Here is a 25,895-nt window from a genome sequence, read left to right on the forward strand (position 1 = left end):
AGTCAATCTCTGACTTTCAGGAAAAAATGACCGTACCAGCAGATAAATGAGTAAAAAATGAGCGAACTTTTGTCATACGTGGTAGTGTTTGTAAATCCTGATGGGTTTTACCCTCAATCTTCGTACAAAGGTTGTGGGGCTTTTGCTGCCGTATCCCAGCACAGCAGGCGGGTAGAAATAGAAAGAATGCAGGAGATATGCAACCGCCCAAAATTAGTCAGTTAGCCCCGACCCCAGACCCCATTCTCTCTGACCTGCAATTTTCGAGCTGTGACTGTTCCGGAAAACTACTCGGTACTAAGTCATATAGGATACAAGACAAACATCTCTACAAGTCCCACAAATCTAGGGACGCGCAGAGAATTTTGTACAAAATCTCTAGCGAACTGTATCCTGAAAAAACAATTCTTGATATGATATCGCGTGTTATTGGCGTGGTGTGGTGTGTGAGGAGCGAAGATGCCGAGTTCTGTTGATTTCAGCGGGAGACCATTTCATTTCATCGGCATTGGTGGAATTGGGATGTCAGCCCTTGCCTACATTCTAGCGAAACGCAAGTTGCCTGTGTACGGCTCCGATATTAAATCGAGTCACATAACCGAGCGCTTGCAAGAAATGGGAGCTCATATTTTTTGGCGTCAAGACGCCAGCAATTTTGAAATATTTCAAACGGCCCTCAACGGTAGCAGTCCCGATCGCGGGGCAGCCGAAAAGGCCGTATCCTCGGCAGTCGCTGGCACGGTAGGGACTTCCGTGGCGACAGCCGAATCTCTCAAATTGAACGGCAAGGGTTCTGGCCCCCAAGCAATTGTGGGATTGCCTCAAGTAGTATGTTCGACGGCAATTCACCCGGCAAATGCCGAATATCGAGCTGCCCTAGATTTGGAATGTCCGATTTTTCATCGATCGGATGTGTTGGCAGCGTTAATTCAAGATTACCAAAGCATAGCCGTAGCAGGGACTCACGGCAAAACTACCACTAGCAGCTTAATCGGCTTTATGCTGATGGCTGCGGGTCTGGATCCGACGATCGTGGTAGGAGGCGAGGTAAATGCTTGGGAAGGCAATGCCCGTTTAGGGGAAGGCCCCTACTTAGTCGCCGAGGCTGATGAATCCGACGGTTCCCTCGTCAAGCTTGCAGCCAAAATTGGCATAGTGACGAATGTGGAACTGGATCATCCAGACCATTACGATACCCTCGAACAGGTAATAGACACATTTAAAGTGTTTGCCCAAAACTGTCAAACGTTGGTGGGCTGCATAGACGACCAAATCGTCAAAGACTGTCTTGCACCGAATGTCAGCTACAGCTTGAATCCGGACAGCGGTGCTGACTACACGGTTTCGGAGGTGGAATACGGCGCCGCCAGCACCAAGGCTGGGATTTGGGAGCAAGGAGCTTTCCTGGGGGAAATGGAGTTGAAGTTGCTCGGCACACACAATCTTAGCAATGCACTAGCTGCGGTAGCAGTGGGTCGATTGTTGGGGTTGGAGTTTTCGGCGATCGCCAAAGCGATTGCTGGCTTTGAAGGGGCTCGCCGCCGTTTTGAAGTGCGGGGTTTTCACAATGACATCCTGTTTGTGGACGACTACGCCCACCACCCCAGCGAAATTCGGGTTACCTTGGCCGCTGCTCGCTTACGCATCGAAGGTAACGAAAAGAATTCCAAATCCCGAAGAGTAGTTGCTATTTTTCAACCGCACCGTTACAGCCGAACTCTGACATTTTTGCCAGAATTTGCTCAATCTTTTGGGGATGCAGATTTGGTTGTGGCTTGCGATATTTATAGTGCTGGGGAACCGAATTTAGGAGAGATTAGCGGGCAGCAGGTTGCTGATTTGATTGCTAAAGAAGGCCGAGAGGTTGAGTTTCAATCTTCCCTGGAGTCGGTAAGTAAGTTTTTAACCGAAAATCTGCAACCGGGGGATTTGGCTCTGTTTTTGGGTGCTGGCAATCTGAATCAGATTATTCCAGAGGTGATGGCTTTTTATCAACAAGCCGATCGCCCGGATTAGCTCTCGCCCGCCCCAAGTCGATCGACATGATGGCGGTGCAGGTTGTACCGACACTGCTGTCTGGCGACTCTCTCAAAACAGTCGCATAAGTTACGCAAACAGAATTTGCTACCACCTCTTCAAGCGAATGTATTTTTAAGGATTTTCAAGATGGTGACTATATCGAATGACTCCTGTGTGAAGGAAAATCGGCGAGTGTATTCTCCTATTTCTTTGCGGGGAACTGACTGTAAAATTAATTCTCAAGTTTCTTTGGCGGGCTTGACTTCTTTCCGAGTCGGCGGCCCGGCTGAGTGGTACGTCGCTCCCCGCAGTCTGGAGGCTTTGCAAGCGAGTTTTACCTGGGCGCACGATGAAGGGATACCGGTGACTCTCCTAGGCGCGGGTTCTAATTTGTTGGTGAGCGATCGGGGTTTGTCCGGTTTGGTCGTCGCCACTCGCTACCTGAAACAGGTAAACTTTAATGCAGAAACAGGTCAAGTTACAGCCGGGGCGGGGGAGTCAATCCCCCGCCTCGCTTGGTTGGCGGCTAAGCGGGGCTGGAAAGGCCTGGAATGGGCAGTTGGCATACCGGGCACTGTGGGAGGGGCTGTGGTGATGAATGCAGGCGCTCACAGGGGCTGTGCTGCTGATATTCTAGTCAACGCTCGCCTGCTATCCCCTAATGGTAAGGTGGAAATTCTCACACCAGAAGGTTTAGGCTATCGTTACCGGACTTCAGTGTTGCAAGGGGGCGATCGACTGGTAACAGAAGCGACTTTCCAGTTGCAGCCGGGATTCGATCGATCGCAAGTCATGGCAGAAACCAATAACAATTTCAGCCAGCGGCGGACGAGTCAACCCTACCACCTGCCTAGCTGCGGCTCAGTTTTCCGCAACCCCAGCCCCAAGGCGGCAGGCTGGTTAATCGAACAAGCGGGACTCAAGGGATATCAGATCGGCGGCGCACAAGTAGCTCAGCGTCATGCTAATTTTATTCTTAACTGCGGGTCAGCAACGGCTAACGATATTTTTCAAGTGATCCGCCACGTTCAACAGCAAGTCGAGCAGCGGTGGTCGCTGTTGTTGGAGCCAGAAGTTAGAATACTGGGAGAGTTTCCCTCCTAAGGCATCATTAGAAGTAACGCGGAAACGGCACACTGCCACCCCACACACCATCACAAACGACTTATGACAAAATCAGGACAAGGATTTGGCTTCGGCTTGGGCAAAATGAAAGAACTGACTGAAGCTTTCAAAAAAGCTCAGCAGGTTCAAGAAGGAGCTAAAAAGCTCCAAGAAGAGTTGGATGTAATGGAAATTGAGGGAACTGCCGGCGGCGGCTTGGTTAAGGTTTTTCTCAGCGGCAACCAAGAACCCCGCCGCGTCGAAATCTCACCGGATGCCCTCGGTGAAGGTGCTGATGTGGTTTCTGAACTCGTCACGGTGGCGATGCAGGATGCCTACACTAAGTCTACGGCAACGATGCGGGAGAAAATGGAAGAACTGACCGGCGGACTTAATCTCCCCGGTTTCTAAGCGCTCAGTCAGCAGTCAGCAGTCATCAGCCATCAGTTGACTGTTGACTTTTGACTGATTAAACTTTCTGGAAAACCCCTATAGTAAGGTGCGTCGCCCTACGATCGTTCATGGAACTTGCAGGTTGTCGAAGGCGACGTACCCTACAAATTAGCAATGTTGACTGTTGACTGACTAATAACAAATAACAAATAACAAATAACAAATAACAAATAACAAATAACTAATGACTAAATTATTGTTTGTCTGCCTTGGCAACATCTGCCGATCGCCCTCAGCAGAAAATATTATGAATCACTTAATTAAACAAGCTGGTTTGAGCGATCGCATCACCTGCGATTCAGCCGGAACTGGCGGCTATCACATTGGCAGCCCCCCTGACAACCGCATGGCGTTGGCGGCGAGAAAGCGCAAGATTGAATTGTTAGGCGAAGCCCGCCAATTTAACAGGAAAGATTTTGAAAATTTTGATTTGATTTTGGCGATGGATCGCGACAATTATCGCAATATTCTTGCTGTTGATACTGCGGGAAAATATAAAGATAAAGTGCGCTTGATGTGCGAATTTTGCCGATCGCACGACTTGAAGGAAGTTCCAGATCCTTACTACGGTGGGCCGGAGGGATTCGATCGGGTAATTGATTTACTGTTAGATGCCTGCGAGGGTTTGTTGGAGTATGTGAAGAAGTAGTCGGTGATTATTAGTTATTAGTTATTGGTTATTGGTCAATACTTCGGACAGTTTTTCAACGACTCTGTAAGCGTTACAGCGTAAGCCCTGGCATTTTTAATGTTTTTTTGAAAGTCAGGGCTAGACTCAAACATTGAAAAAATACTCATCCCTATAGCCATCAAGGGTTTGAGATACTCGATTAGATCTAAAAATGTCCGAAGTATTGATTGGTTATTGGTCGATCAAAATAACCTCTGCCCAATGCCCAATGCCCAATGCCCAATGCCCAATCCCCAATGCCCAATTACCAATTACCGACCAAATGGTGTTCCATCGCAAAGCGAACCAGTTCTGCCCGGTTGTTGCTTTCAGTTTTTCTGAACAAGCTGCTGACGTGCTTTTCGATGGTGCGAGGACTGAGGTGGAGCCGATCGCCGATTTGAACATTAGAAAGACCTTCTGTCACCAAATCTAGCACTTCCTGCTCTCGTTGCGTCAAATTCGGAGCATCGCCAGTGCCATATACCCGCGCGAACGAGCTATCCCGTAGGGAATCGCGCGTTTCTGGTTTTTGAGTTAAAAAATCAGTTTGAGGCTGGTCATTGGCGGTGATACCTGCCTCTGTTGGCATCGGTTCGGGTTCCGAGGTACGAGACGGTGCCTGAGCAATTAGAGCGTAGCGTTCGAGCAAAGAGCGAATTACCGCCCCCAATTCCGGGAGTTCAAAAGGCTTAGCCAGATAATTGTCGCACCCCATCTGATAGCCCCGAATCCGTTCCTGCGTGCTCGTGCGTTCCGTCAAAAAAATCACCGGTAGCAATCGGAAGGCGGGACGAGTCCGAACTCGACGCACGAATTCGTAGCCATCCATCTCGGGCATTGTAATGTCGGTAACAATCAAATGTGGCTGAAATTCCTCTACCAAGCCTAAAGCATCTTTGCCGTTCTCAGCAGCGATTACAGAGTATCCCGTAATTTCCAGATAATCGGTAATCGACAAGCGCGTCGCGAAATCGTCGTCAGCAACCAGAATCGTCAAGGGCATGGGCGGACATTAAAAATTAAACATTAAAAATCAAAAGTGAAATTAATCACTTTTAATTTTTAATTCTACTGTTTAATTCTGTTGTTGACACTCCCCGAATATCAAGGTACGGGGATTTTTAAGACATTTCTGTCAAAATATCCCTATTGTTAGGGTTCCTTTCGCTGACTGCGTTTACACGATTAAGTGCGTAGTCATGTCTCCTCAAAATGTTTTGGGCGTAGACTTTCCCACCGGGAGGGGGTAGGTTTTTAAATCTTGTCTGATGTGTTTATTTTACCATATTCATTTGTGAAGATGGATTTGTTATTTTACTGAACAATGGCGAAAAGCCGGCCACTCAAGAAGGGGTTTTAGACCCATCTCTCTGATAAGTTGCAGTTAAAGTACCAGGTTGCGCTAATGTTCCCTGCAAAGCTACGCCGCGCCCGTTGGCTGCCAAATGCCGCAGAGTTTTGTAAATTGTCTCGATTTGCTCTGGTCTTCCGGCTTTTTTTGCTATTTCTGATACAGACAGAGGTGTTGGAGCGTCTTTGATAACTTGCAGCACCAGTTGCTGCAAATCCAACACAGCAGCGGCCGCTTTTTTACCGGCTTCAACCCCTGGCTGGTGATAGGCATTGACATTTACCAAGGAACCGTAAAAACCTACGGCTCTTTCGTAGAGGGCGATTAATGCTCCTACTGTCCGAGGGTTGACTTGGGGAATTGTGACGGTGATTGAATCTCGATGATTTTCGTACAAAGCTTGTCGAGTTCCCTGCAACAAACCAGATAAATAATCTCCCGAGGTGACGCCCGGTTCTACTTCTGGAGAAATTCCTTGCCTGTCTTCCAAAACTTCGATAAATGTTAGGAAGAAATTCGGCACGCCTTCTCGGAGTTGCTGGACGTAGGCGTGTTGGTCGGTACTGCCTTTGTTGCCGTAGACTGAGATTCCTTGATAAACTGTGTTGCCGTCTAAATCTTTTTCTTTGCCGATCGATTCCATGACTAATTGCTGCAAATAGCGGCTGAACAATAGCAGGGAATCTTTGTAAGGCAAAACTACCATGTCTTTCTCGCCGCGTCCGTTGCAGGCAAAATACCAGGAGAGGGCTAAAAGGGCAGCGGGATTGTTTTTAATGTCGGGAATTCTGGTAGCTTCGTCCATGACTTTAGCGCCATCGAGCATCGCCCGAATGTCGATACCTTGCAAAGCTGCTGGTAAAAGTCCGACTGCTGAGAGTTCCGAAGTGCGTCCTCCCACCCAGTCTGACATGGGGAAGCTGGCAATCCAGCCTTCGGATTTGGCTAATTTGTCTAGTTTGCTGTCTGTGCCGGTGATGGCAATTGCCTGTTTGGCGAAGTCGAGTTTTTGGGCGGCGAAGGCTTTTTGAACTTCGATCATGCCGTTGCGGGGCTCGGGGGTGCCGCCGGATTTGGAGATAGTAATTACTAAGGTGCTGCTGAGTTTGTCTTTGATTTTGTTGAGGATGCGATCGATCCCAGCCGGATCTGTGTTGTCGATAAAATGAATTGCTAGGGGCCCAATATCTGGGGATAACGCTTCGGCGACGAATTGAGGGCCGAGGGCAGAACCGCCAATGCCGATCGAGATAATATCGGTAAATTGCGGAGCAAATGGTGGCTTGATATCGCGACTTTGAATTTTCTTGACAAATTCTTCGACTTGTGATATTCCTTCGACTATTTCTTGTTTTAATTCTGGAGTGGGAGCTAAATCGGGGTTTCGCAGCCAGTAGTGGCCCACCATGCGGTTTTCGTCGGGATTGGCGATCGCCCCTGCTTCTAAAGCTGCCATGTCTTTGAAAGCTTTGTCAAATTTGGGTTTCATTGTGGCGACGAAAGCGTCGTCAAATCCCATGCGACTGATGTCGAGGTAAAGCCCCAATCCAGAGTGATAGTAAAGCCAGTCTTGGTAGCGTTGCCAGAGTGCTGTGGCATCCATAGGAATTCTCTACAATTTTTATAATGTGCGATCGGGCTAGTCGGGAATCAACCAATTGTAGTTTAAAACGATGTTATGTATGGCTTTTGCAGAATCCCAATAAATTTAAGCATTACTCGTGTGACGCTCCCACGCCTCCGCGAAGCGCGGTAGGTGTAGGCTTCTCAGAGGCTCCGAAGAACCTGTAGAACTTCCTTCGAGGTAGAATTGGTAATAGAAGCAACTATTTCGATTCCACCCTTACGGCGTTTTATACTGGGGAACACGTCCAGCCCCAGTCTCTTTAGGTTGATACCAGAATTAATATCCCTGTCAACCCAGAGTTTTTCAGTCTCATCCCAATACTGGCGAATACTGCAATCAGTGAAGACAACTTCATCTCGATATGCGAGTAATTGGGATGTGTAGGCAGGATTTTTCGCGATTACTATGGCTCCAGCTTTCGCAGCTATGTGACCAAGAATCGTAAAAAATTGTCCGAATGCGGCATCGCTCCAAGACTTATTCAGTCCAGATTTAGCAGCTTGTCCATTAGGAAGATAACTTCCACCCTCATCTTGTTTTGGTGCATTGCGACGTGACAAACCTTTAAGATTAAGGTTCTCATGAAAGAAAACTTTTTTGCCAGTTCTCACTAATTTGTGAGCGGTTTTATAGTGGAAATCTCTGCGACATCTGGCGATTTTTTGGTGTTGCTTCCCTTCTTGTTTGGCCAGTTTGCGTCTAGATTTAGACCCAAGTTTACGAGCATTTTTCTTGGTAGAGATCCGAGTAAGTTTGTGTTGGCTCTTTCTCAACACCTTGATTGATGGCAGTTTGATACCCTCGGAGGTGGCAAGATAATCATCTTCATGCAGCACTGCATCCATGCCTAATGAGTTATCCCAAGTAGGGATGATGTCATCAGAATAAACAGGTACGCTTGGATCTTCAAGTCGGAGATTTACAAACCATCCATCATTTTTATTGATAAACTGCAACTGTTTGAAAATTGCACCATCTGGCAAATGACGATGAGAACGAACTTTAACCAGTCCAATCTTGGGAACTTTTATATATAAATATTTACCTCCAATAGAACAAGAGTGTAGATCTAATCCAGCACCTTCAATCACCAAAGAGCGATATCTGGACTGTGACTTAAAGCGAGGCTTTCCACTCCGATTACCATTATTATCGCCAGCCAGAAACCTTTCAAACGCTAAATCTGTACGTTTACAAACTTGCTGTAATGTGTTTGCTGGAACGCGAGAGAAATCTAATGCTTCTCCAGACCACTCTACAGTTACAGGCTGTTTTTTAATATCTGGTAGATACTTTTTCTGGCTGTAGTAATTTGGGCGATCTTGCAGTTCGGGGAGTGGTGTAATTAATGGGCAAGCATTAACTGGACTTCTATTGCGCTCCCACCATTCAAATCTATCCCCTAGTTGACGGTTATACCAATATTGGCAAGTCCGCAACCAAACATTCAGCTCTAGCTTCTGTTCGGTGCTTGGAAGTGCTTTGTATTGGTACGTGTATTTCACAGAGCAATAGTCAGTGAGTTAATTTTAAGATACACTCATTGTATCAGCAAACATTTGAATGTGCAATGAAAGATGACTTCGTTAGTAAGGGAAGATCGATCGGTGACTTGAAAGTTCATCTGGTCTTGACTACCAAATATCGCAGAAAGGTGTTTGACGCAGCAATGCTGTCAAGGCTGCATGAGATCTTTCTAGATCTACGGGTGAAGTGGGATTGCAAATTAGTTGAAATCAATGGTGAACAAAACCATATTCACTTACTATTCCAGTATCATCCAGACTTACAAATCAGCACTGTGGTAAACAACTTAAAATCAGTATCTTCGCGTCGGCGATTGCTTCACTTCGTTTCGCAATGACAATAGCGCAAGTAATTTGCCGGAACTGATATCCGGCAATCAGCGGCTAAAAATATAACGCACAACTCTCGATCGACCCAAGTGTAGTAGAATATACAGATATTAGAATTAAAAGTGCGATCGACTTATGCTTACTCTATCTCCAGAATTACAAGAAAGATTAGCAACTCCGCTGAAAATCGGCGACTTTGAAGTCAAAAGTCGCGTCCTGCAATCGCCCTTATCCGGCGTAACCGATTTGGTATTTCGCCGCCTGGTGCGCCGCTATGCCCCGGATTCGATGATGTACACCGAAATGGTCAACGCTACAGGTTTGCACTACGTGAAGCAACTGCCGCGAATTATGGAAATCGATCCAAACGAGCGCCCAATTAGCATTCAATTGTTTGACTGCCGGCCGAATTTCTTGGCGGAAGCGGCACAGAAAGCTGTGGCAGAAGGAGCGGATACAGTTGATATTAATATGGGCTGTCCCGTTAACAAGATTACCAAAAACGGCGGCGGTTCTTCGCTGCTGCGAGATCCCGAAAATGCCGAAGCAATTGTGCGGGCGGTTGTGGATGCTGTAGATGTTCCTGTGACAGTCAAAACTCGCATCGGTTGGACTGACAAAGAAATTAATATTCTGGAATTTGCCAAGCGGATGGAAGATGCGGGAGCAAAAATGATTACCGTGCACGGCCGCACGCGATCGCAAGGTTACACCGGCCCGGCAAAATGGGAGTGGATTCGTCGCGTCAAGGAAGTTTTATCGATTCCCGTCATTGGTAACGGAGACATTTTTTCCGTGGAAGCAGCGGTGCGCTGTCTCGAAGAAACTGGTGCCGACGGAGTCATGTGTTCGCGGGGAACTTTGGGCTATCCATTCTTGGTGGGAGAAGTCGATTATTTCTTGAAAACAGGTGTAGAAAAGATACCTCCGACACCAATTGAACTCCTCGAATGTGCTAAGGAACATCTGCGGGCTTTGTGGGAATACAAAGGTGAAAGCGGTGTCTCTCAAGCGCGCAAGCACTTAACCTGGTATGCTAAGGGCTTCCCCGGTGCTGCGGAATTGCGAGGTGTGTTGGCTGTAGTAGAAACGGTTGAGCAAGGTTGTGATTCGATCGATCGCGCGATCGAGCAATTGCCCGCAGTTTAAAACCCTGGGAGAGGGGCTCGCCAAAAGCCCGCTGTTGCGAGTCCAATCGCTCGCAAAAAGTAAGGTTCGTAGTGAGGACTTTAGTCCTCTGAATTAGAGGACTAAAGTCCTCACTACGAACCGTTTTTATTAACAGTTGAAAATTTGTGTGTAGGGGAAAGCATGGACTCATTAAAAGGGCGAGATTTATTAAGTCTGGCCGATTTAAGCATTGACGAATTAAATTATTTACTGGATCTCGCAACCAGTTTAAAATCGGGAATGGTCAAGCTGAAACGCAATAAAGTTCTCGGCTTGTTATTTTCCAAAGCTTCGACACGCACGCGGGTGAGTTTTACGGTGGCAATGTATAAATTGGGAGGGCAAGTAATCGACCTCAATCCCAATGTAACACAAGTCAGCCGTGGCGAACCTTTGGTAGATACAGCCAGGGTTTTAGACCGATATTTAGATATTTTGGCAATTCGGACTTTCGAGCAAAAGGATTTAGTAACTTTTGCCAATTATGCCAAAATCCCTGTAATTAATGCTCTGACAGATGACGAACATCCATGTCAAGTGCTGGCTGATTTAATGACAGTCAAAGAGTGTTTTGGCAAGCTGGAAGGACTTACCCTGACTTATTTTGGGGACGGCAACAACATGGCAAATTCGCTGATGTTGGGGTGTGCAATGATGGGAATGAATGTCAGAATTGCTTGTCCTCAAGATTTCCTACCAAATCCTGAGATAGTGGCAAAAGCTCAGGCGATCGCGAATGGCAAAACAGAAGTTACTGTGACTGCTGATGCGGAAGCTGCTGCTAAGAATACTCAAGTGATTTACACTGATGTTTGGGCAAGTATGGGACAGGAAGAGGAAGCTAAGCTCAGGATTCCTTTGTTTGAGCCTTATCAGGTAAACGAACGACTGGTAGGAATGGCCGATCGCAATGCCATTGTACTGCACTGTTTGCCGGCACACCGCGATGAAGAGATTACGGATGCGGTGATTGAAGGTTCGCGATCGCGCGTTTGGGATCAGGCGGAAAATCGAATGCACGCCCAGCAAGCTTTGCTAGCTAGCATTCTCGAAAGCGATTAGGAATTAGGTTCGTAATTAGGTTCGTAGTGAGGACTTTAGTCCTTCGGCCAATCCGCCAGGGGTTTAAACCCCTGGCTCAAAGCTTAAGTCGGTTCAAACTGAGATCTTGCACCATTCTCAATTAGCTTTTTAGGAACGGGCTAGAAGCCCATTCCACAAGAAATTCATCTTTTGTGGAACAGGCATCTTGCCTGTTCTTAAGAATGGTGCAAGATGTGAGTTTTAACCGACTGCAAGTATTCTATTAGTTTGATATCAGTTTTCAATTTGATATAATAGGTGGCAGCATTTCCCCAATTGCGATATTAACAGCAGGAAATTGGAGCGGTGAAATGCTGGCAGTTTCCTCAAGAATGACTTCGCTTTGATATCCATATTCAGTGGGTTCTCGGAAAACGTGCAGTTGTCTCTCATTCACATTTAATACCCAATAGTCGGCAATTCGCGATCGCGCGTAAATTTTGGCTTTAACTTCGCGATCGTAAGCTAAGCTGCTGTCTGCTACTTCGATAATTAGATATACTTCTGAAGGAGTCGGATGGTGAGTGGCGTAGTCAAACGGATCTATTATTACTACAGCGATATCCGGTTCAGGTTCAGAATTGTCATCGAGGGCGATCGGGCTTTTATAATAAACATCAACCTGATTTCCCAGAATATCTCGCAGTACATTAGCAGTGCGTCTCGTGGCGGAAGTGTTAGCAGTTCCTTTATCACTGATTGTGATGATATTTCCTGAAAGTAGTTCAACTCGCTCCTCTGGGTGAAAAAACCCCATCTCTCCCAGCTTCTGATATTCTTTAACTGTCCATTTGCGGATCGTAAAAGGGGCTTCTGTTATCAGCATAGCTTCACCAAAAATATCGCAATTCCATCCAGGATAATATGATTGTAACTGACGTAAAGTATGCAGCGGTAATCCGAGCGGGATTGTGCAGCCTCTCCATTCCCACTCTCTGGGCCCTCTGCGCTCTCTGCGGTTGATAAAAAAACAATAAAATGTTCAAATGATTCAGGTGGCGATCGCAGAATTAGCGTAAATTGCCAACTGCGATCGATTTCGCAAATTCAACCGATTCAATAAATGAGTGACATGAGTTTTCACCGTTCCCTCAGAAATAAACAACTCCTGGGCAATATCTCGGTTGGTTAAACCTTTACCAATCAACCGCAATACCTCTTGTTCGCGCGGGGTTAATTGTGCCAGTTCAGATTGTTTTGACGGTTGAGTAGTAGGTGTTGGAGTCGTAGGTGCAGCACTAAATCCTGTCATTAGCTTATCCATTAAACCAGGTGCCAGTTGAGTGTAACCGGATTGCACCAAACGAATTGCCTGCGCTAACTCTTCCGATGGCATATCTTTCAACAAATAGCCCTTAGCTCCGGCTCGCATCGCATCAACAATGTATCCATCGTCATCAAAAGTAGTTAACACCAAGACACTCGTGTTGGGAAATGACTGGCAGATCAGGCGAGTTGCTTCTCTACCATCCATCACGGGCATTTTTAAATCCATTAATACAATATCGGGTTGGAGAGCTTCGACTTGCTCTAGGGCAGCTTTACCGTTATGGGCAATTCCAATCACTTCTAAATCTGATTCAAGACTTAACATAGCCTTGAGTCCTTGGCAGATAAGCTGCTGATCGTCAACTAACAACAGGCGAATCATGGCGATATTCCTAAAATCTATTATCCCATGATAGTTCTTAATTACACAGACAAAGAAAAAACACGGAAAGGCGTTAGGTGAGTTTTACATTTTGTTACATCGAGTAATACTAGGTCTGAATTACTCATCCCTTTTATTTGTACCTACTCAAATCTTGCAGCAATCTCAATCTTAGGGGGGTATTTGGGGGTTATTTGTGGGGTGGGGGCGGGTTTATTTAAGCTATCTGCAAGCTTCAAAGACCTTGGCGAACCCGCCCCTACAGCTTGTTGACGGTCAGATCTATCTAACTTAAGGGCAAGTTAACATCAATTCTGCACCCCGCTTCGGGTGATGTTTCCAGGTGAAACTCTCCATTGAGAGAAGCTATTCGCTCTCGCATCCCTTGCAATCCAAACCCGCCAGCACGACTTTCCAACTGGAACCCCCGCCCGTTATCCTCAATACTCAAAAGCACTCGATCGCGCGTTGTTTGCAATTGCAGGCGCACTTCAGTAGCTTCGGCGTATTTGCAAATGTTGGTCAACGCTTCTTGCACGACCCGATACAGCGTTTTGGCAACTTGAGGCGGTAACACAACTTCCACAGCAATGCTGCTGGTAACAGTGACACCCGTACTCTGGCGAAAGTCTTCGATCAGGGAGACAATCCCCTGTTCCAAGGGTTCTTCTGCCTCTGCGTCAGCCCTCAGCGCATTTACCGATTGTCGAACTTCTTTCATCGCCACCTTACCGAGTCGCTGGGCTTGTTCTAAAAACGGTTGTGCATCTTTGGGATCGTGCTGCCAAAGTTTCACGGCGGTTTGCAGTTGAATGTTGAGCGAAGTCAAGGCATGACCCAGCGAATCGTGAATCTCTCTAGCAATCCGATTGCGTTCCTGAACCGCTGCTAAATCTTCTATTTGCAGGGCATATTCCCGTAGCTGCGCGTGGGCTTGCGATAGTTGTTCCTGGGTTCTGCGTTCTGCTAGTAAGGTACTGACCAACTGCGACACAAAAAATAGTCCCAAGCCAAACATCAACAATTCTGCTGTCTGGTGCATCCAAATTTGCTGTTGCTCGACATTAGGTAACATCAGGGGTATTACTCTCTGAAGATACTGAAGCTGGTGAAACATATACATTACCAGCGAAAGACCTGCCACTATCCACCGACCGGGAGATTCAAATAAAAAACAACTGCGAATCAACACGATCAAATACAGTGTCGGTAGGATATGCAGGTATCCCAAGGTAGTTCCGTAGAAGATTAAACCCATTTCGATCGCCGTATAGAGATAGCGAAACGATGTTTTGCCCGAGGGCAAGATCCATCCCATCAAACCCAGGGATACCAGGATCAGAATGTGCTGTACGGGAATGCTTTGACGCTGCCACGCTTCGATCGCAGCCATCACTCCACAACTGCCTAACATGATCCATTCGGTGTACAGCAAAAAGCGAAATGGCTGGGGTTGGGTTTTTAGTAGAGGTGCGATCGCCGTCATGACTTTGGACTCCTGTATTTGCGTGTCTCAGTATTCCCAAAAAATACTGCAAGTCAGACTGAATGTCGATAAAATTCGGCAATTTTCTAACTTTCGCTGATGCTACCCCTGGGAACCACGACTAAAGTTATAGCCGATCGGGATAGGCAGCGCGCATATCGCACTCGGCAGTAACGGGCGATCGAGACTTTTGGCAGATGAGAGGGCGATCGAGAGTATCCATTTCGTTGATATCAGAATGCTTTCAGATCGAGACGTTTTTCAGATGTGTTGAACCGAATCCATTTCCTAAGATTGTGACTAATAGCAAACCAAAGCAAACTGTTTTGATTTGCCTCAATAAATCACTTAATATCTAGGAGCAACGAACATGGCTTTAGTTAATGGAACCAACGGCAACGACAATCTGAACGGTACTGCTGCGAGCGATACCCTGCGGGGATTGGACGGAAACGATAATCTGTTTGGCGGTTTTTTTGGTGACGATCTTCTTGATGGTGGAAACGGAAACGATACAGCGACCTATCTGGGATTTGGCAATAACATAAATGCTTCCTTAGAGACGAACAAAGCAACTTTTTTTGGAGGTAGCGGAACTTTCATCGGTATTGAAAACTTAATTGGTGGTAACAATCAAGATGTCTTAATCGGCGATGGTGGGAGCAATCGGCTCGATGGTAGTGCTGGCGGTGACGACATCTCGGGCCGGGGAGGAGACGATTTCCTAATTGGTGGAGACGGATTCGATATTTTAAGGGGAGAATCAGGCAACGATAACCTGCGAGGTGGTAACGATACGGATCTGCTAGAAGGTGGCGATGGGTTCGATTTCCTAGCTGGCGATAAGGGTAACGATACGATGATCGGTGGTAACGGCGATGATAACTTTCAATGGGTGGATGGTGACGGCAGCGATTTGATTCAAGGCGACAGCGGAAGTGATAACTTGTTATTCAACGGTTCGATCGCCCAAGGGGATAATATTAGCCTCAGCAAATCTGGCTCGAACATTATATTGCAGCGCACCAATCTCGTCCCCGTAACCTTAACAACCACAGGCATAGAAAGTTTTAATGCAATTAACGGTCTAGGTGGCGATGACGTGTTGAATATCAGCAATCTAGATCTGGCAAGCGGTGTCCAATTTATCCAATTCACGGGGGGAGAAGGCAACGATCGCCTGAATACGAATAATGTATCGGCACGAATCATTGCTGGTGGCGGTAACGGAAATGATAACCTGAGTGGTGGCAACAACAACGACGAGCTATTTGGCAATCGAGGAAATGATATTCTTCTGGGAAATAACGGGAATGACACGTTGAAAGGTGCCGAAACCGACATAGGAGGAGGCAAAGGTGAAATTGATGTGCTAATTGGCGGTGCAGGAGCAGATACTTTTGTGTTAGGACAGTCGGGGATAACCAGTTATGACGATCGCGACGGCCTGTTAGACAGATTTGAGGACTTTTTCAATGGCAACATTGAGATTGATGGTCTGAGCGATTTTGCCCGCATCACCGACTTTCAATCTGGTATCGATCGCATTCAACTAGGTGGGTCGCGCGATAGCTACGTGCTCAGATCCGTCCCCAATTCCCTGCAAGGAGGGGCTGTCAATGCAGATATGGGAATTTTCAAGAAAGGACCTTTACAGCCCCTTGAGTTGATTGCGATCGTTCAGGATGCACCCAGTAACCTCAGCCTGACCAATACAAGTCAATTTACCTTCAGCTAGTTTTGTGGCGATCGCACTGCTTTAAATTTGAATCGAGTATGGTGTTGCGTGATGCAAAAAACACGCAGCACCTTTTGTCGATCGCCCCCAACTCATAAGTATGTCCAAGGAAGAGGGAAGAAGGGGAGAGGGGGGAGAGGGGGAGAGGGAAGAGGGGGATAGTGGAAGAGTGGGAGAATTACCAATTATCAATTACCAATTAAGTATAGTCTTTATCAGGTAGATGAGGTACAGTATAACTCAACTAAATTAACCAAGAAATATCTATTCAAAAAATCGTTAAACTAAATAACTAGATAGCAGCGCAGCCACAGGGTAAGATAAAACAAACAAACTTGGAGTAAACTTGATGTTCCCCCTAATTTTCCAAATTCGTCAACTTCCTGACCTAAAATCTCAGAAATATGTTTCTGTGTACGGGCAAAATGTCCGGCAGAAGGTACTAAGCAGCCAAAAAGACTTTTTACTACTGCTTAGCGATCTCGGTCGGGTGTACAACCTCACATTTTCCATCCGATATCGCTATGCACCAGGTTCTCCTAAATTTGATGAACGATTGAGTATTTATCTAGTTGTAAGCCAATTAGAAACAAATGAATCGAATGCAGCGAATGACGAATTAGCTACAAATATAAAAAATGTTATCACCAAAGGTTTTCTCAGCCAGTTTTATCAAAAAATAAAATTCTTAGCACAAGCACCACCAATTCAGAGTCTGGATTGGGTAACTCATATAGGCGAAGCTATTAAATATGAAGAGATTATCAGCACAAGCCTTAACTACTATGAAGAAAAAATTGAAAGTACAAAATCTAAAAAGTTCATTAATGGTTACTATGTTCCATTACTATGGGAAGCTGAAGACACCAATGATATGCTGGTAATATGTCAAGCAATTGCCAGTTTCAATAGTCCCTTAATACTGGAGATAACCCTGCAACCAGACAACTGTTCTATTCAACAAAAATCAACTTGGATCAACGCTTTAAATCAATATTTAATACAGCTCAAAAATGAGGAGGCGCCCTTAAAGTCAAATAGGTTGTGTAAAAACAATAAAAACGCACAATTAGTATCACGAATTTACGAAAGATATCAAGCTTCTTATTTAACAGAAAGTCTATATCAGTACACTTTTAAGGTTTTAGGTAAAGATGAGCTACCTATTCGTAGTGTATTGGGAACTTTGCTTTTAAGCGGCACTAAAAAGAGCCGCTATCGCACGATAGTATTAAACCACAATCATCCTGCATTTAAACGTAGTCTCACTGACACACAAAAGGGTCAAATATCAACAGTTGCACAATGGGAAGAATGGGATAAAGGTTTGAGAGAATCAGAGTTTGGCGATCGAGATATGACAAAAAGTCAAGAGCGCGTATTGATGAAACACTTAGAACCACTTCATCACTATGCTACTTTTAATGAAATCAGTGGGTTGTTTCGTATTGTTGTTCCCGGTGATGCCCCTGTACCTGGGATTAGTCAGGAAAACGATGTTAGTAGCCTAGATCCAGCAAAGCAATGGATTGATTTTGGGGGTTATGAAACCACTCGACCAGAAAATGCAATTCAAATTGAATTGAATCAATTGAATAAGCACGCTTTTATCTGTGGGGTTCCTGGTAGTGGTAAAACAACTACGGCGTTTAATTTACTGACTCAGTTGTGGTTTCATGATATTCCGTTCTTAGTATTTGAACCTGCTAAAACTGAATATCGATCTCTTTTAAATATCGCTCCCAAGGTTGTCAATCTTAACCTTGAAGAGAGCAAAATCTCTAAGCAATTTTCAGATCCGCAAAAAAATAAGCTGATAGAACTTACCCAAAAATTACGAATTTATACTCTAGGAAATGACCAGATTTCTCCATTCCAGTTTAATCCTTTTGAAGTATCTGACGGTGTACCTTTCTTTGAACACATTGCCAACCTTGAAGCTAGTTTTCGTGGCTCTTTGCCCCTGTTTGGACCTTTGCCAGCTTTAATAGCAGAATCTTTAGAAGAAATTTATTATGACAAGGGTTGGACTGGTAGCGAAGAAGGAACACCTGACCATATGGCAATTCCAACAATGCGAGATTTATACAACAAAATTACCTCTTTATTTGAAACTAAGGATTATGTAGGTGAGGTAAAATCTAACCTCAAAGCTGCTTTAGAAGTTAGAATTGGTAGTTTGTTGCGTAGGGGGGTGGGCGCTATGTTGAATACCCAACGTAGTAATCCTACAATTGCAGAATTGTTAAAATATCCCACCATTCTAGAATTAGATTATTTAAACCAAGACCAAGCTAATTTAATAACGTTTTTTTTTACTGACAAAAATTCGAGAATATATCAAGCGACAACGCACTGAAGAATCGGGGAATCCCGAGCATATCATTTTGCTAGAAGAAGCCCATAATATTGTAGGAAGGAATCTAGGAGTAAGCTCGGCTGAGGAAGGTAATACCAAGCAGGAAGCAGCTAATTATATTACTCGGATGCTGGCAGAAATGAGGGCGCTACGGGAAGGTATTATTATTGCCGATCAACTACCAACTGCTGTAGCTGCGGAAGTGGTCAAAAATACTAATGTTAAAATAGCTCATAGGTTGGTGTCATCAGACGATCGCAAAGATATCGGTCAAGCGATGCTTCTAGATCAGTCTCAGATAGAAGAAATTGCCCGTCTTAGTCCTGGCGAATCTTTTTTATATATGGAAGGTTGGTATCGACCCCGTGCAGTGAAGATTCCGGAAAAGCTTAATGCTAAGGTGAAGCTAGGTATTGAACGCTCTATTACCAACAGCGATATTATCAAACATATTAAAAAGCAATCTTGGTATTGCGATGGGATAGCAACGGTACTTGACACCGCTGTGACCGAACACAAACGCCTGTGTGACGACTATCGTAACAATGTTATCGATCGGCTTCGCACTCACGTAAAAAATCTTTCTTTGAGCTATACTGAATTAGAGGTATTATTTACCGATTTAACGCGGGAAATTTTTGACCGCTTAGTTGGGGAATTACATTTTACATTCAAGCGATCGCCCGAAGACGTGCGATCGGCACTCCGAGAAATAGATCCCCGAAATCCCCGAAGTTTTAGGAACTTGCACCCTGCGAACCATCTAAGTTTGAGAGAATTACTGGATTTGCGATCGCACCTTCTAGCTCATCTAGCTACCTTTGTTCAGCAACACCAGGAAGTTATGACTGCCTACAGTCGCCTTATTGGTGACAGACACAGACAGGAATGGCAACAGGTAACTCGCTTGTCAGAAGCTATCCGACATCGGGTGGCAACATTAGCAGACTTTTTGGGTAAACCCGAGTTAGCCACCACCCTTCAAGAAGAATTTGCTATATTACAAGTAGACGAGCGCAAACTAATTGAAAGAGAGTATGCAACACTTGGAGATAGGTTAAAGAAGTTGAAAGAAAGTCAGAAAGACTGGGAGGCTAAGCTTAAAGAAGTTTTAACTTTAGCGATCGAGCAAGCCAAGGTAAATAAAGTTAATCAAGATATGAAATTAGGAGGGCAGTAAAGTTGCATCCAGATGTCGAAAATTTAGGTCTTGACTATGAGAATTTTGTAGATAGAGCGTTAAAACTAAATCAGTCCTATCTAGATTTGCTGAAGCTATTTGAGGAAGTTAGCTTAGTCCCAGCTTTGCTAAATGAGTTAGAAAAAGATGGTAGTTCACCTCTCAAAGTTGTCGATGCCATGCTACTCTCTCAATTGGAGCTTCATAAGAATTTCACTGAGTTGGCAAAATTAATTGCCAATGCTCAATCTCGTTTTATTAACGATCCAGAAGCAATGGATCTGAAGGCTATTAGCCATAATTGTCAGGTTATGGAAAAGTTTATTAGCGGCATTGATTTTAACCAATTAAAACAAATGTTTGTTGAGCTAAGTAATCCATAGGAGTAAAGAGATGGAATTCCAAAGCGAGCAAAACTTGGAAGAAGAAATCAAAAAAGATGCTGGAGAAATCGTATCAGAAGAATATCGACTCGAAAGCTACAAAAAAGACCTAGAAGCAGTGCAAGCTGCTTTGACGCTGATCAAAAGTCGTTCGGGACTTTATTATCAATCAGATAGTAAGTTAATACAGGAATTGGAAGCAGCTAAAGCGGAAAGCGAGAGGAATGTCGAATCAAGCAAACAAAAGGTTCGTGAGGTGATAGGACGGATGAGATCTAAGCTAAACAGCTTGAATCAACGTATAGCTGCCACAGAAAATCGGATCGGACAAATGCAGCAGGCAGCTAATCTATTAATTCCCAGATATGACCAACCAATGTCTTCAATTCATTCCACGCTTGAAACGCAAATTTGTCAGCAGCAAAATGAAGTAGAAGATGCGAAAGATAAAGGTAATAATATCGGCACATGGATTGACAATGCTGAAAGTTTAGTTAATAATGCTGGCAGAATAGCTGATATAGTAGATACTGGATTCAATATATATAGCGGATTAGCCGATTTAATGAGCAACTTTTAATTAACGGCTGTTAGCAATAGCTAAAACATAATTATTCATAGAATCAACCATGACATTTTACTCTATAAACACTGCAAATGAAATTCTCACTGCCTTCCGCCTATGCAATAACGATCCCAGAGAAGAAGCTAAACTTTTCGATGGTTTAGCAACCCGCCCCGATCCTCCTGTTGATGCTTTTATTGAGTTACTAAAAGATGTGAAGATGGAGTCAGTTTTAGCACTGACTATTCAAGCACTTGGCAAAATTACCGATGCCAGTGTAAAAACTGATTTGAAAGAAAGTAATAATTTGCTAGAAATACTGAGTCAGCAGGCAATATCTGGGCAAAGTGATTTGATTCGTTGGTCAGCAGCAACAACCATTGAGGAAATAGGCTTTAATTTTTTACTATTTGCTAAATCTTTGCCTGCCTACCCCAAACAGATAGCTGACAGGATAGTACAAGCAAGAAACAAGCCTAATAGTAATAGCTCTAATGAATCAGTCAATTTTTGGGATTACTATCGCGCTTTCGATCGGCTAAGAAAACCACCCCATAACTGGAAAATTGCCAACCAGCTTACAGGGCATTCAAATAGTATTTCTTCCCTTGCATTTAGTCCAGATGGCGAGATTTTAGCGAGTGGTTCTAATGACAATACTATAAAACTATGGCAGGTGAGTATAGGAAAAGAAATTCGTACTCTAACAGGACATAGTAGCTACGTTAGTTCTTTAGCCATTAGTCTTGATGGTCTAGTGTTAGTCAGTGGCAGTCATGAGGGGGTAATCAAGCTGTGGCAACTGGCTACAGGTACGCTCCTGCGTAATTTGACCGTAAATTATGCTGTTTTTTGCGTAGCCCTAAGCCCCGATGGGCTGATGTTGGCTAGTGGTAGTAATGATAAGGCTATCAGGCTATGGCAAATAGGTACGGGTCAAGCAATTCGCACCTTCACAGGTCATTCAGGGATAGTTAGTTCTGTAATTTTCAGCCCCGACGGGGAGAATTTGATTAGTAGTAGTCATGACACGAGTATTAAGCTATGGCAGCTAAGCACAGGCAATCAACTACTTAACCTCACAGGTCATTCTCAAGTAGTTACTTCGCTTGCCATCAGCCCTGATGGGCAGATTTTAGCCAGTGGCAGTGGGGATAGTACCATCAAACTATGGGACGTGAATACATGGCAGGAAATGCGTACCTTAACAGGACATTATCATGCGGTTAATTCCGTTGCCTTTAGTCCTGACAGTCAGACGCTAGCTAGTGCGAGTGCTGATAATACAATTAAGATTTGGCAGCTAAGTACAGGGAAAACGCTTCGCACTCTCATCGGGCATTCAGCAGCAATTAATTGTGTTACTTTTAGTCCTGATGGTGAGACTATAGCCAGTGCAAGTAATGACGGCACAATTCAGATTTGGAGGCGTGATTGAGCGAAGAAAATCATTTTATATAATCCGATACAACTTTTGCCTAGAGCTAAAAACAATAGCCTTTCAAGATGGTTTCTGTTTATCCATTCTACCTCTGCAAAACCTATGCAATACAACGATATTACTACTCGCGAGGAAATCTTAAGGGCTTTCGGCGCTTGCCATACTCCCGGCAAAAAGTTAGAACTATTCAAGTTATTAGCCACCCGCCCCGATCCACCAACTAGAGCATTTTTCGATTTGCTAACCAACAAAAATAATCATATTTTAGCACTAGCAATTCAAGCTTTCGGTCAACTAGATGATTGTTTCAAATCTGAGTCTAAAGAAAGTCGGAGGTTAGCAAAAAGCCTAAGCGAGCTTGCACAGTCTGGACAAAGCGATCTGGTTCGATGGGCAGCCGCACAAACAATTGAATCTATAGGATTTGACTTAGCTCTTTATTCAGAGCATCTATCGGGAGAACCCAATCAAATCGCTAATAAAATAGTGCAAACAAAACTCAAAATTTTGACAGACCATACTCCTATATCTGAGCAAGATGAATTTTGGGATTTCTGGACTTATGGGCCTGCGGACAGATTGAAAAATGTTCCTGGGATGACTTCTGAAGTTATTAATGAACTTAGAACTACAGGAAAAATTGATAAATCTCCGTTTTCAATCCTGACAGAGGAAGAAATAGCCCCTGTAAACAAAAAAATGTTGGAGAGGGCTATATATTTTAAACGAGAAAAAGAAAAGATTTTAGATAAATACGAGCTGTTGACTGAGAAGTTAAATGAAATCAAGATTAAATATCCTAATTGTCAAAAAGCTCTACAAAATTTTACATTACAATTGCCTCAAGAAGAAAAGATGAATTTAGAAATTGTTTTAGAAGGAGAAGAATACAAAAATAAAATATCATATTATAACGATCGCTTAAAAAACTATTCATCAGAATTGCATAAATTAATAAGTGCTTACTACAGCAAACTTCACAAACAGAAAACAAGCCAGCCTTGGGGGGAAACTTTTTCCATGTTATGGTATTCAACTTTAGAAACAATATACGAAGTTCATTTATTATTGAGAATACTACTTATTTTAGTAATTTTAGTAATTATTAGTTTAGCAATTTTAAAAACGATAATATTTTTGCTTTTAATTGGATTACCTATAGCTGTATTCTTAATTTTTTATATTATAAGTATTAGAAAGGACTACAGCCGTAGATCCATGCGTTCCTCTCGACGTGAGATACAACAGTTGGAAAATGAGAAGAACGAAGTGCTAAAGTTACTAAGTACAGAAAGCGTAAAGTTATTACCGCCAGCTATTGTTCAGTAGATTGCTACTTTGCTCAATTTCCGCACTTAGTAGTAGAAGCGGCTCATCAGCGTAGGCTTCTATTTCCAAGTAAAATGTTTGAGTGAAATTGAACAGGGTTTTATCTAGACTGTTGCGCCACCGTTCCAGCCGTTCAATTGCCTCAATGTGCAGTTATACTAAGTGTTTTAGGCGTGCTTTGACTGTACAGATTTGAGTATCTATAGCCTTTTTCATGTAGGTGAGGTACAGAAAAACGCTCGAAAATGCTGACATTCACAGAATAGAGTGCACCTCATGTTCGTGAGAACCGCTATAGAATGGAGATGCCAGGAGGAATCAAAGCCAGCCACTAAGCTTTTGAGCGTTCTGGATCTTGCTTTTAATTAAGTGGACTGACTTACGACTAAAGTTATAGCCGATCGGGATAGGCAGCGCGCGCATCGCACTCGGCAGCATATCTATAGTCGATGGTCGATCGCGACTTTTGGCAGATGAGGAGGCGATCGAGAATATCCATTTCGTTGATGTCAAATCGAGACGTTTTTCAGATGTTTTGAACCGAGTCAATCTCCTAGGATTGTGACATAACAAACCAAAGCAAATAGTTTTGATTTGCCTCACTAATTCACTTAATATCTAGGAGCGACGAACATGGCAGTAATTAATGGGAATGGCACTCCAAACGGTACTTTTGCTAACGATCCCCTTCAGAAATTTACCGAAAATCAGATTGCATTAGACGGTTTTAACAGTGCGCTTGGAGAAGATACCATCATCGGCAATCCCCCCGGTAACTTCTCGGGCGGGGCAGAGAGCGAATTGATATTTGGTACGTCAGAGAACGATATTTTATTGGGCGGGGCAGGGAACGATACCCTATTTGGTCTGGCAGGATTCGATACTTTAAAGGGAGAATTAGGAAATGATAGTCTGCTAGGTGACGACGGTGGAGATCTGCTAGATGGTGGTGATGGGGCAGATTTCCTAGCTGGCGAAAAGGGCGACGATACGATGCTCGGCGGCAGCGGCGATGACTTGTTTCAATGGTTGGATGGCGATGGCAGCGATCTAATGCAAGGTGGCGAAGGTAACGATAAATTGTTATTCAATGGTTCCGCGCAAGGGGATAATCTTAACCTCAGCCAATCGGGTTCGGACGTTGTTTTGCAGCGCACCAATCTCGTCCCCGCAACCTTAAAAACTCAAGGTATAGAAAGTTTCGATGCAATTAATGGTGGCGGTGGCGATGATACGTTGAATATCAGGAATCTACCCGTTACAAGTGGCGTCAAATTTATCAAATTCACGGGGGGGGATGGCAACGATCGCATGGATACGGATAATGTATCGGCAAACATCCATGCTGATGGTGGTAACGGCAATGATATTCTCGTGAGCAGTAACGGCAATGATATTCTCTTGGGCGATCGAGGAAATGACCTTATGTTCGGGCGTGACGGGAACGATCGAATTCAAGGTGCCGAGAGTACCAATAAGGGACGGGGTGAGATTGATATGCTCATCGGCGGCGCGGGCCGAGATACTTTTGTGCTGGACAATTTCTATGATGATGGCAACGTCATTCCAGATGGCGATGCGATCAACTTTTTCCAAGGCTTCGATGGCACGGGAGATTTTGCTCGCATCCCAGACTTCGTAATCGGTGAGGATTTGATTCAACTTTCCGGGGCGCGAGGTAACTACGAGCTCAAACCCATTACCAATTCCTTGCAAGGAGGGCGTCCCACTCCAGATATGGGAATTTTCAAGAGAGGAGGATTGTTCCAGCCCATTGAGTTAATCGCGATCGTTCAAGATGCACCGACTGGCCTAAATATCAACGATGCAGCGCAATTTAAATTCATCTAGTTTTCAGGTGCGCGGGTTTCAGCTTAACTTATTTTCTTCCTGTCAGCTTAGTGCGTTTTCTCGATAATCCGGCAGGGGTTTAAACCCCTGCCTCATAGCTTACGGATCGCGAATTAAATAATTTACACATATTTGTGGGATGGGCGTCCCGCCCGTCCATAAAGAACGGGCGGGACGCCCATTCCACAAGAACAATAAAAAATTGTAAGTTATTTAATTCTCATTCCTAAGTCGGTTTTAACCCACATTCCGCACCCCCAACTGGCACATACACGGATTGAGGGGGTAAAAGTGAATTATCCGAGATCGAGCGTGAGCAAAAGCACCCAAAAGATCTGTGCAACAAAGCATCAGCCAGTTAGGAATCCCTAAAAATTGAGGTGAGGCGTGAATTAAATATTCTTAACCCAGAAAACATCAATAATCAGACTGTTACTAACTATTAATTCCCAGCAAATATTTTCAGCAATGTAACTATTAGACATAACTGATGAATCAATAATTAAATTTAAGTCAACCTTACCGAGCAAATGATTAACTTCATTTCACAACAAAAAATAATAAGACCAACAGGTG

The 25,895-nt window shown here is 44.3% G+C and carries 21 protein-coding genes and 1 pseudogene; 15 read left to right on the forward strand and 7 right to left on the reverse strand.

Annotation, left to right across the window (positions count from 1 at the left end):
* The first annotated feature begins 459 nt into the window (after positions 1–459).
* Entirely contained in the window at positions 460–2,016 is a 1,557-nt protein-coding gene (murC, locus tag QZ918_RS15835) for a UDP-N-acetylmuramate--L-alanine ligase (RefSeq protein ID WP_293336597.1), read from the forward strand.
* Here murC and QZ918_RS15840 read toward each other — a convergent pair.
* On the reverse strand, positions 1,967–2,131 hold the full coding sequence (locus QZ918_RS15840; protein ID WP_293154224.1) for a hypothetical protein: 165 nt from the start codon (positions 2,129–2,131) through the stop codon (positions 1,967–1,969). The genes murC and QZ918_RS15840 overlap by 50 nt on opposite strands.
* Positions 2,132–2,166: 35 nt before the next feature.
* Here QZ918_RS15840 and murB point away from each other — a divergent pair, with 35 nt between their 5' ends.
* The 3 genes from murB to QZ918_RS15855 all read left to right on the forward strand — a co-directional run bounded on the left by murB (position 2,167) and on the right by QZ918_RS15855 (position 4,225).
* A complete protein-coding gene (murB, locus tag QZ918_RS15845) occupies positions 2,167–3,123 on the forward strand; it encodes a UDP-N-acetylmuramate dehydrogenase (RefSeq protein ID WP_293154226.1) in 957 nt (318 codons plus the stop codon).
* Between the two features lie 63 nt (positions 3,124–3,186).
* Positions 3,187–3,534 (forward strand): YbaB/EbfC family nucleoid-associated protein, encoded by a 348-nt coding sequence (locus QZ918_RS15850; RefSeq protein WP_194063602.1) that lies wholly within the window; start codon positions 3,187–3,189, stop codon positions 3,532–3,534.
* A 226-nt stretch (positions 3,535–3,760) separates the two neighbouring features.
* Positions 3,761–4,225: a low molecular weight protein-tyrosine-phosphatase gene (locus QZ918_RS15855; protein WP_293336599.1), complete on the forward strand. Its 465-nt coding sequence runs from the start codon at positions 3,761–3,763 to the stop codon at positions 4,223–4,225.
* A gap of 286 nt (positions 4,226–4,511) precedes the next feature.
* Here the strand turns inward: QZ918_RS15855 and QZ918_RS15860 are convergent, their stop codons facing one another.
* The 3 genes from QZ918_RS15860 to QZ918_RS15870 all read right to left on the reverse strand — a co-directional run bounded on the left by QZ918_RS15860 (position 4,512) and on the right by QZ918_RS15870 (position 8,732).
* Entirely contained in the window at positions 4,512–5,252 is a 741-nt protein-coding gene (locus tag QZ918_RS15860; RefSeq protein WP_293336601.1) for a response regulator transcription factor, read from the reverse strand.
* A 340-nt stretch (positions 5,253–5,592) separates the two neighbouring features.
* Complete coding sequence (locus QZ918_RS15865) at positions 5,593–7,203, reverse strand: glucose-6-phosphate isomerase (RefSeq protein WP_293336603.1); 1,611 nt, start codon at positions 7,201–7,203, stop codon at positions 5,593–5,595.
* A gap of 164 nt (positions 7,204–7,367) precedes the next feature.
* Positions 7,368–8,732: an RNA-guided endonuclease InsQ/TnpB family protein gene (locus tag QZ918_RS15870; protein WP_293336605.1), complete on the reverse strand. Its 1,365-nt coding sequence runs from the start codon at positions 8,730–8,732 to the stop codon at positions 7,368–7,370.
* A 65-nt stretch (positions 8,733–8,797) separates the two neighbouring features.
* Here QZ918_RS15870 and tnpA point away from each other — a divergent pair.
* From tnpA to argF, 3 genes and pseudogenes are all read left to right on the forward strand, one after another.
* A pseudogene (gene tnpA, locus QZ918_RS15875) lies at positions 8,798–9,079 on the forward strand (IS200/IS605 family transposase); the annotation flags it as partial.
* Between the two features lie 139 nt (positions 9,080–9,218).
* Positions 9,219–10,232, forward strand: coding sequence for a tRNA dihydrouridine synthase DusB (gene dusB / locus QZ918_RS15880; RefSeq protein WP_293336607.1), 1,014 nt, complete (start codon positions 9,219–9,221; stop codon positions 10,230–10,232).
* Positions 10,233–10,394: 162 nt separating this feature from the next.
* Complete coding sequence (gene argF / locus QZ918_RS15885; protein ID WP_293336609.1) at positions 10,395–11,315, forward strand: ornithine carbamoyltransferase; 921 nt, start codon at positions 10,395–10,397, stop codon at positions 11,313–11,315.
* A gap of 262 nt (positions 11,316–11,577) precedes the next feature.
* On the opposite strand, the gene QZ918_RS15890 is transcribed toward argF, so the two are convergent.
* From QZ918_RS15890 to QZ918_RS15900, 3 genes are all read right to left on the reverse strand, one after another.
* Entirely contained in the window at positions 11,578–12,162 is a 585-nt protein-coding gene (locus QZ918_RS15890; protein WP_293336611.1) for a Uma2 family endonuclease, read from the reverse strand.
* A 165-nt stretch (positions 12,163–12,327) separates the two neighbouring features.
* Positions 12,328–12,987, reverse strand: coding sequence for a response regulator (locus QZ918_RS15895; protein WP_293336613.1), 660 nt, complete (start codon positions 12,985–12,987; stop codon positions 12,328–12,330).
* Positions 12,988–13,273: 286 nt separating this feature from the next.
* Positions 13,274–14,473 carry a sensor histidine kinase gene (locus QZ918_RS15900; RefSeq protein ID WP_293336615.1) on the reverse strand — a complete coding sequence of 400 codons (1,200 nt, stop codon included), beginning with the start codon at positions 14,471–14,473 and terminating at the stop codon, positions 13,274–13,276.
* Positions 14,474–14,843: 370 nt separating this feature from the next.
* Here QZ918_RS15900 and QZ918_RS15905 point away from each other — a divergent pair, with 370 nt between their 5' ends.
* The 8 genes from QZ918_RS15905 to QZ918_RS15940 all read left to right on the forward strand — a co-directional run bounded on the left by QZ918_RS15905 (position 14,844) and on the right by QZ918_RS15940 (position 25,319).
* Positions 14,844–16,211 (forward strand): calcium-binding protein, encoded by a 1,368-nt coding sequence (locus QZ918_RS15905; RefSeq protein ID WP_293336617.1) that lies wholly within the window; start codon positions 14,844–14,846, stop codon positions 16,209–16,211.
* A 349-nt stretch (positions 16,212–16,560) separates the two neighbouring features.
* Positions 16,561–18,570: a helicase HerA domain-containing protein gene (locus tag QZ918_RS15910; protein ID WP_293336619.1), complete on the forward strand. Its 2,010-nt coding sequence runs from the start codon at positions 16,561–16,563 to the stop codon at positions 18,568–18,570.
* Between the two features lie 28 nt (positions 18,571–18,598).
* Positions 18,599–19,750, forward strand: a complete 1,152-nt coding sequence (locus QZ918_RS15915) for an ATP-binding protein (RefSeq protein ID WP_293336621.1) — start codon at positions 18,599–18,601, stop codon at positions 19,748–19,750.
* Between the two features lie 2 nt (positions 19,751–19,752).
* Positions 19,753–20,133: a hypothetical protein gene (locus QZ918_RS15920; RefSeq protein ID WP_293336623.1), complete on the forward strand. Its 381-nt coding sequence runs from the start codon at positions 19,753–19,755 to the stop codon at positions 20,131–20,133.
* A 10-nt stretch (positions 20,134–20,143) separates the two neighbouring features.
* The gene (locus QZ918_RS15925; protein ID WP_293336625.1) at positions 20,144–20,713 is read left to right on the forward strand and encodes a hypothetical protein; all 570 of its coding nucleotides are present in this window, start codon (positions 20,144–20,146) and stop codon (positions 20,711–20,713) included.
* A 49-nt stretch (positions 20,714–20,762) separates the two neighbouring features.
* Positions 20,763–22,136 (forward strand): WD40 repeat domain-containing protein, encoded by a 1,374-nt coding sequence (locus QZ918_RS15930; RefSeq protein WP_293336627.1) that lies wholly within the window; start codon positions 20,763–20,765, stop codon positions 22,134–22,136.
* Positions 22,137–22,241: 105 nt separating this feature from the next.
* Positions 22,242–23,468, forward strand: a complete 1,227-nt coding sequence (locus tag QZ918_RS15935; protein ID WP_293336629.1) for a HEAT repeat domain-containing protein — start codon at positions 22,242–22,244, stop codon at positions 23,466–23,468.
* A gap of 633 nt (positions 23,469–24,101) precedes the next feature.
* Complete coding sequence (locus tag QZ918_RS15940; protein ID WP_293336631.1) at positions 24,102–25,319, forward strand: calcium-binding protein; 1,218 nt, start codon at positions 24,102–24,104, stop codon at positions 25,317–25,319.
* The last annotated feature ends 576 nt before the right edge of the window (positions 25,320–25,895 follow it).

Source organism: Microcoleus sp. CAWBG58 (assembly GCF_020883045.1).
Taxonomy (GTDB): domain Bacteria; phylum Cyanobacteriota; class Cyanobacteriia; order Cyanobacteriales; family Microcoleaceae; genus Microcoleus.

What these genes read in the sequence shown, in the direction of transcription:
- murC (WP_293336597.1), top strand. Translation starts at nt 460, where the DNA reads ATGCCGAGTTCTGTTGATTTCAGCGGGAGACCATTTCATTTCATCGGC.
- murB (WP_293154226.1), top strand. Translation starts at nt 2,167, where the DNA reads ATGGTGACTATATCGAATGACTCCTGTGTGAAGGAAAATCGGCGAGTG.
- QZ918_RS15850 (WP_194063602.1), top strand. Translation starts at nt 3,187, where the DNA reads ATGACAAAATCAGGACAAGGATTTGGCTTCGGCTTGGGCAAAATGAAA.
- QZ918_RS15855 (WP_293336599.1), top strand. Translation starts at nt 3,761, where the DNA reads ATGACTAAATTATTGTTTGTCTGCCTTGGCAACATCTGCCGATCGCCC.
- QZ918_RS15860 (WP_293336601.1), bottom strand. Translation starts at nt 5,252, where the DNA reads ATGCCCTTGACGATTCTGGTTGCTGACGACGATTTCGCGACGCGCTTG.
- QZ918_RS15865 (WP_293336603.1), bottom strand. Translation starts at nt 7,203, where the DNA reads ATGGATGCCACAGCACTCTGGCAACGCTACCAAGACTGGCTTTACTAT.
- dusB (WP_293336607.1), top strand. Translation starts at nt 9,219, where the DNA reads ATGCTTACTCTATCTCCAGAATTACAAGAAAGATTAGCAACTCCGCTG.
- argF (WP_293336609.1), top strand. Translation starts at nt 10,395, where the DNA reads ATGGACTCATTAAAAGGGCGAGATTTATTAAGTCTGGCCGATTTAAGC.
- QZ918_RS15890 (WP_293336611.1), bottom strand. Translation starts at nt 12,162, where the DNA reads ATGCTGATAACAGAAGCCCCTTTTACGATCCGCAAATGGACAGTTAAA.
- QZ918_RS15895 (WP_293336613.1), bottom strand. Translation starts at nt 12,987, where the DNA reads ATGATTCGCCTGTTGTTAGTTGACGATCAGCAGCTTATCTGCCAAGGA.
- QZ918_RS15900 (WP_293336615.1), bottom strand. Translation starts at nt 14,473, where the DNA reads ATGACGGCGATCGCACCTCTACTAAAAACCCAACCCCAGCCATTTCGC.
- QZ918_RS15905 (WP_293336617.1), top strand. Translation starts at nt 14,844, where the DNA reads ATGGCTTTAGTTAATGGAACCAACGGCAACGACAATCTGAACGGTACT.
- QZ918_RS15910 (WP_293336619.1), top strand. Translation starts at nt 16,561, where the DNA reads ATGTTCCCCCTAATTTTCCAAATTCGTCAACTTCCTGACCTAAAATCT.
- QZ918_RS15925 (WP_293336625.1), top strand. Translation starts at nt 20,144, where the DNA reads ATGGAATTCCAAAGCGAGCAAAACTTGGAAGAAGAAATCAAAAAAGAT.
- QZ918_RS15930 (WP_293336627.1), top strand. Translation starts at nt 20,763, where the DNA reads ATGACATTTTACTCTATAAACACTGCAAATGAAATTCTCACTGCCTTC.
- QZ918_RS15935 (WP_293336629.1), top strand. Translation starts at nt 22,242, where the DNA reads ATGCAATACAACGATATTACTACTCGCGAGGAAATCTTAAGGGCTTTC.
- QZ918_RS15940 (WP_293336631.1), top strand. Translation starts at nt 24,102, where the DNA reads ATGGCAGTAATTAATGGGAATGGCACTCCAAACGGTACTTTTGCTAAC.